Raw genomic sequence first — 6449 nt, 5'->3', positions numbered from 1 at the left:
CCACACACCGGATTGACAATTAGAAGCAATTAACGCAACACGTACTGTATTTGGGTGCAGAAAGCGACCAATTACTACCAGATTCGCCTGTCAATGTGCATGCTACCTTTTCGTTGTTGTAGCCTTGCTTTATCGTGCTGATACCGCAATATTTGTGTACGCCTAAATTAACTACACCACCGCCAATACAAAACTGACGAGTATCACCTACTCCGGCACTACTTTGTTTCCACACACCGGATTGACAATTAGAAACATTGAGCTCGGCAGAAGGAACCTGAGCCACTCAATGTCCAAATTTGGTTGTATTGATAGACTCGGCAGTCTGCACGGCTCCACCCAGAATTATTTGTTTGCGCGGAAACCTCAGACAAGGCGCAGTATGTGAATTGCCCCAATCTCCTTGTGCCTGTCTTTCCATCGACATAGAAATCTCGGACGTTGCCAACACCTGTTAGTTTTTTCCACACACCGGATTGACAACATGATAGATGGCTAAATGTCTCGCCATAAAATCTGAGTGGAATTAGCAATGTCACCAGATATTGAGTACCTATCACCTTTTTTCAGGATCGTGCTACAAGTACCTCCTTTTGCATTACATGCTATTTTGCTGTTTACATCGATTCGCAAATAACGATCTGCGCCAAAAGATATTACAACCAAGTAGCCGTTAGACGAAGCAACTCCTGAGCTTGGCACGTTGCGGAAATCGCTCATTCTCCTTGCCGCAACCAACGATCTCCACACACCGGATTGACAATTGAATGTTTATCTATAGTCATGTAGTTTTGACCGCTTTGCTTTATTAAAGATGGTTGAATAAAACAATGGCAAAGCGTCTAAAAAAAATACAATTAATGAATGCGCTTGATAGATATTACGACACAGTATCTCGTTTCAAAAAAGGGGCTCAGCAAGAGTTCTACCGGATTTCAACCCTAAAGAAACATGCAATTTCTCACTCATTTCTATCTGATATAACAAGTGTCGATGTGGCTTGTTATAGAGATGACCGCTTGTCTATAGTTAATGAGAAAACAGGAAAGCACATATCACCAAACACTGTCAGACTTGAGATGGCTCTTTTGTCTAACCTATTCAATATTGCAAGAATGGAATGGGGCGCTTGTAAGTTAAATCCTGTTGACGGTGTTAGAAAGCCAAAAGCATCAGGCGGTAGAACTCGCCGATTAAAAAAAACAGAAGAAAACAAAATATCTCGTTACTTTTTATCAAAGGGTAACGTCGAAGCTGATTGTATTTTCAAACTGGCGTTAGAAACAGCTATGCGGCAGGGAGAGATATTATCACTGGCTAAAGACTGTGTGGTTCTTACTAGGAAGGTGATTGTTTTAAATGATACTAAAAATGGAGACCAACGAACGATTCCACTAACTGATGTTGCTATGAATCTGATAAAGCCATTTATGACTACTTCAGGGAATCAAGTTTTCTCATATACCTCTAACGGATTTAAATCTGCCTGGCGATTGGCAATGATTGATTTAGGCATTGTTGATTTACACTTTCATGATTTGCGACATGAGGCAATTAGCCGATTAGTGGAAATGGGGACTTTGAATTTGATTGAGATTGCCAGCATCTCTGGTCACCGTTCTATGTCGATGTTGAAGCGATATTCACATATCGATTCATCAAAGCTGCACTCAAAGATAAATAAAGGGAGGAAAATGAAGAAAGTAATGTTCCCTGCTTATCCAGCCATTGTTAGGCACTTAGATGACATGGTTGTAGTAGATATTTTTGATCTTGCTCTGGTTGTTGAAGTGTCAAATGATACTGACGATTGGGTGAGCGTTGCTGAGGTTGAGCTTCTAAGAACACTTGCTGCTAGTTATTCAATTGGTATTAGGCCAGCATTACCTAGTGATGTTCATTTGGGGGGCGATACGGTAATGATTGCACCTATACCTCAACGATTTATTGAAACATGTAGAAAGTAGCAGTTTGGTTTGTAACTGCTCGGCGAGTGGATAGAGGGAGTTAGTTGTGTGTGATAAGAGTGATGAGGCGTATATAGCAAATGCATTTAAATTAGTTAATGCGTTTTCATATTGGCACGGTGGTGTTTTCTATCAAATAGATAAATGTGAGGAAATTAAAGGTAAATTAAGTGGTTTGCCTGATGAAGAGCGAAAAATGGTATGTGATGTTCTTTCAGGCGTTCAATGCTATCTCTCGGATGTTTTTCACGCTGGCGAACTCAAAAAAGAGCACTACATGAAAACTGAACCTGACACTCAGATTGCATCAAACTAAACGTTAATAAACTCTCATCCTTCTAAGAGAATTGCCAATTAAATGCTAATTGGCTCAACTTCTTACTGTATAAAATCAGGAAACGTTATGACTAACAAAACGTTGATTAGTATCTTGGCGCTTGCTTTTCTTTCAGGGTGCCAAGCACAGCCGACACAGAAAACAAACCAGCTGACGCCACAAGAATTTAATGCTGATTGCGTAAGTAAAACTCGTGAGCAGCTTTATGTAGCTAATGCCATCAATAATGTGTCACCTAAGCAAACAAGTTACTTTCTTTCTAATGCAGATCGTCTATCCGTGAATTGGGATGGTGATGCTATTGAATTGTTGGCCCAGCTGGCTCGTCAGCGTGGGCTGAACTTTGCTTATACTGGTGTTCGACTGCCTCTCCCTGTCAGCGTGCATGATAAGAACATTTCGTTTGAAGGGTTGTTGCGTCAGCTGAAAATGCAAATTAACTGGCGAGCAACGCTGATTCAGAATCCGACAGAGTTACGTCTGTATTTCTCGTTACCAGAGAAGGGAGGTCGGTTAGCATGAAAAAAATCGCACTAGCAGGCCTGCTGTTATGTTGCGCGATTCCCTCGTTTGCTGAAGATGCTCCGCCGGCAGGTGTTCAGGATTATTTGAATCCTGCGGTCAATGACTACAACGGCTTGAGCGATACGGTTTGGCAGATGCTGAATGATGCTGGCCAAACAGTGGGATTTCAGGGAGGGAAGGCTGAGCGTGCTTGGGAGTTGCGTCAAATACTAACGGCTCGTGATGGCGTTCTTAACAAGATGTACGACTTCCGGCCATTGATTAGTAGTCAGGGGTACTTGCCGGCAGTAATTGTGACTGCCACTGATTTAGCCCATATCACACCGAATCAAATTCGCACGGCATATAGAACGTATAACATTCTAACGCCAGCACGTTTTGTCAGTAATCCCCCGAATTGGCGTAATTGGCTGTTACTTGGCTTAGCGCAGCATCGAATTGCCGCTCCTGATGCCAGCGTTCGACCTAAAAATCGGAAAGAGAAAGCGGTATGGGAAGAGGCTGTGCGCAAAGGCTGGGAAGAGGGCCGTCAAAGTGCTGATAGAACGCTTGAGGCCAATTTTAATCGACTGACACGTGATTATGCTGGCATGTTGCGATATTCAACTTTACTGCAGCAGGGCATGATTCAGGCTCCTGACATTAAGGAAAGTCAGCAGAGCGTAACTGGTTCGCGTGATGCTCTCATGATTGGCGATAAAGTTAAGGAAATTAAAGATCCGGCTGGCTTTATCGTGAATAAAGAAAAGTGGCGACCAACTATTCGGAAGGGCTCGGAATGACATTACCGGCGTTTCCGTTCAATGAGTTTGGTGGATTTAATGGCGAAAGTTTCCGTAGTTTTTTAGTGCATTGTGCGCGGTATAACGTGTCGGACATTTTTATCCAGGGGGGCGGTCACCTTGTCGTTGATTTGTATGGCCGCAAAGTCCGCGCAAGTGCTTTTCGTATTGAGCCGCCACAACTTAATCGGTTATTAGATGAAGTGTTTTCTGAACAGATTAAAGGTGAGCTTAAAGCAGGAAAGGGGCTAGATAGGGCATTACAACTATCAGGGGACATGAATAATCGTTACGGACTTGAGCGTGGCGAAAGCCTTCGCTTCCGATGCAACTTTGTGCAAGCGACCATCGGCGATTATGACATGGTTCCTGCTGTTACGATCCGAACCATCCCAACAAAAATTCCTGCGCTTGCTAGTCTTGGGTTAGAAGATGATCTGTTCCCTTATCTTTTACCGCATAAGGGGCTAGGGCTTGTTGTCGGAAAGACTGGCTCTGGTAAATCAACACTTCTGGCGTCTATCTATCAATACTGCGCGATGAATTATCCTGACCGCAAAATCGTAACTGCTGAAGATCCAATCGAGTTTTTGCTGAATTTTCCAGATGCCATTTTGATGCCTGAACAATCGCAAATTGGCCGTGATGTTGAGTCATTTGCTGAGCATTTGCGGCTGACATTGCGCCGAGCTCCTGGGGTGATTGGAGTCGGCGAGATTCGTGATCCAGAAACGCTCAGTGGCGCAATCATGAATGGCCAATCAGGACATGCGTGTTTATCAACAATGCATACTGACTCTCCGGGAGAAACTATACCGCGAGCGCTGATGTTGGTTCCTGTTGAGCAGCGTGAGGCTATGGCGCACAACCTACTCAACAATCTGCAGTACGTTATAGCTCAGCGGCTCTTGAGAACAACCGATGGTAAACGCCAATCGATTAGAGAGTATCTGGTATTTGATGATCAGATTAAAGCGGCTCTCAGCAATCTGGATTATCGCGAGTGGCGTCAATGGATTGATAACCACTTGAGCAGTAAAAACGCTCGAATGGCTGATAAAGCATGGCTGCTTTTTCAAGAGGGTCGCATTGATAAGAAAGAACTTCTCACTGTGATTAGCCCGATGGAAGCGGCTCGACGGGAGGGTAAGTGAAAGTATGTGAATGGCGAGATGCAGGAAGACGGCTTGAGATTTTCGGAATACCTGTGGTGCTAATGACATTGTATCTAGCGTGGTTTCGATGGCCATCTATGAACACTATTTACATTGTCACCGGAATCATCCTTTTCTTTCGTGTCTTATCTTTCTTTGGTTTCACCATCACCGTGCTGTGGCAGAGAATGATATTTCTTGTTCGGGGTAAAAGGCTGACCGGGCGTCCGTGGTGGTATCGAAAATTCTTTGAATAATTGAGGCTAGAAAATGGAGAAACGCACGTACCTAGCAATGTCTAAGGAAGATAAAAATAAAGCAGTTCGTGCTGCGGGGAAACTTCCTGACGGTAGCTATCCGTTGCGATATGATAAATCGCAAAAACTCTGGTTTGCGGTTGATGGCGCGGATCTTGAGAAAGTAAAAAAGTGGTTACCTGAGAATATTGCAACAGGAGAAAGGCAGCAGGTTGACCATGATCTTCATCCTGATGAAGAGTTTGCAAAAGTTTTAAGCGAGGCTGGTTTTATTCTTCCTGATAACGGCTTGCCTATTATGGATGGAAAGCGCCATAGAGTTGCAACCGAGGGAGATAAGTCTGGGGCTAAATCTGGGGTTTATCAGGGTTTCATGGATGGCCATCCGGCAGGATGGTTTCAAAATCATCGAGCAAGTGATGGTAAAGTAAATTGGAGCTCTTCTGGTAACTATCGTTATGATCCCGCAGAACAACTAAAAGTACGAGCTTTAGCTGCTCAGAAACGATGGGATAGGCAAATTCAGTCTAATATCGATTTTGCCAATATTGCAAAACGGCTATTGTCTCAGTGGAAAAGAATGCCGTCGGCAGAAGATTCACATCCATACTTGCTACGTAAACAAGTGCCTGCAACAATTGGGGTTAAACAAGATAGATATGGTAACTTGGTTATTCCACTGCAGAATACCAATAACGAGTTACGTTCTTTGCAATACATTCCTCCTGACGGAACAAAAAACCTGAAGGCGGATGCAGAAAAAACGGGTAATTATTTTGTTGTTGGTGGTGTCTTATCTCCGCAGCAACCTATTTTATACGCTGAAGGTTATGCAACGGCTGCTAGTCTGCATTTGGCGACAGGGATGCCAGTCGTTATGACTGTCGATGCCGGCAATCTCGTTACAGTATCAGGAAAAATTAAGCAGTGTTATCCAGATACGCCACATATCATTTTTGGTGATAATGATTTTACCTCAAGGAATGCTAAAGGAGAGTTAGAGAATAAGGGATATATAAAAGCTAATGAAGCTGCTGAAGCTATTGGTGGTGTGTATATCATTCCCATGTTTACTGAAAGTGAACAAGCCCAGGCGTTTGCAGGGTTAGCTTCATTTAGTGATTTTAATGATATTCACGTTACACATGGCTTGTCTGCTGTCCGTGATCAAGTTGCTTCTGTATTAGACAAATTTATCCCTCACTGGCGTCAAAATATAAAAGAGGACTACGCCATGCCAGATTCGAGTAATTTACATCATATCGTGGAAGATCAGCCTGAAGCGCTTTCACCTGCACCAATGCCAGTAGCAGAGCCGGATAAACCAGAACCGACGGTAAGTGAACCAGAACCAACGGCAGAGCCGGATAAACCAGAACCGGCAGCAAGTGAACCAGAGCCAACGGCAGAGCCGGATAAACCAGAAC

General features: G+C 43.7%; 7 protein-coding genes. All 7 read left to right on the top strand.

The window, feature by feature from the left end:
* Nucleotides 1–830: 830 nt before the first annotated feature.
* Nucleotides 831–1967: a site-specific integrase gene (locus L975_RS14875; RefSeq protein ID WP_047709191.1), complete on the top strand. Its 1137-nt coding sequence runs from the start codon at nt 831–833 to the stop codon at nt 1965–1967.
* A gap of 46 nt (nt 1968–2013) precedes the next feature.
* A complete protein-coding gene (locus tag L975_RS14870) occupies nt 2014–2283 on the top strand; it encodes a hypothetical protein (protein WP_047709190.1) in 270 nt (89 codons plus the stop codon).
* Between the two features lie 87 nt (nt 2284–2370).
* The gene (locus tag L975_RS14865; RefSeq protein WP_047709189.1) at nt 2371–2826 is read left to right on the top strand and encodes a DotD/TraH family lipoprotein; all 456 of its coding nucleotides are present in this window, start codon (nt 2371–2373) and stop codon (nt 2824–2826) included.
* Nucleotides 2823–3611 (top strand): type IV secretory system conjugative DNA transfer family protein, encoded by a 789-nt coding sequence (locus tag L975_RS14860; protein ID WP_047709188.1) that lies wholly within the window; start codon nt 2823–2825, stop codon nt 3609–3611. Before L975_RS14865 ends, L975_RS14860 begins: the two co-directional genes overlap by 4 nt.
* Complete coding sequence (traJ, locus tag L975_RS14855) at nt 3608–4765, top strand: plasmid transfer ATPase TraJ (RefSeq protein ID WP_047709187.1); 1158 nt, start codon at nt 3608–3610, stop codon at nt 4763–4765. The genes L975_RS14860 and traJ overlap by 4 nt, the downstream gene beginning before the upstream one ends.
* Complete coding sequence (gene icmT / locus L975_RS18475) at nt 4762–5022, top strand: IcmT/TraK family protein (protein WP_047709186.1); 261 nt, start codon at nt 4762–4764, stop codon at nt 5020–5022. The genes traJ and icmT overlap by 4 nt, the downstream gene beginning before the upstream one ends.
* A 37-nt stretch (nt 5023–5059) precedes the next feature.
* Nucleotides 5060–6449: DUF5710 domain-containing protein (locus L975_RS14845; protein WP_230400821.1), on the top strand; the 1390-nt coding region annotated here is incomplete at its 3' end.

The organism is Plesiomonas sp. ZOR0011, assembly GCF_000800945.1.
Lineage (GTDB): Bacteria > Pseudomonadota > Gammaproteobacteria > Enterobacterales > CAMTGL01 > Plesiomonas > Plesiomonas shigelloides.
This window is presented reverse-complemented; position numbering and strand designations above follow the sequence as displayed.

What these genes read in the sequence shown, in the direction of transcription:
- L975_RS14875 (WP_047709191.1), top strand. Translation starts at nt 831, where the DNA reads ATGGCAAAGCGTCTAAAAAAAATACAATTAATGAATGCGCTTGATAGA.
- L975_RS14865 (WP_047709189.1), top strand. Translation starts at nt 2,371, where the DNA reads ATGACTAACAAAACGTTGATTAGTATCTTGGCGCTTGCTTTTCTTTCA.
- L975_RS14860 (WP_047709188.1), top strand. Translation starts at nt 2,823, where the DNA reads ATGAAAAAAATCGCACTAGCAGGCCTGCTGTTATGTTGCGCGATTCCC.
- traJ (WP_047709187.1), top strand. Translation starts at nt 3,608, where the DNA reads ATGACATTACCGGCGTTTCCGTTCAATGAGTTTGGTGGATTTAATGGC.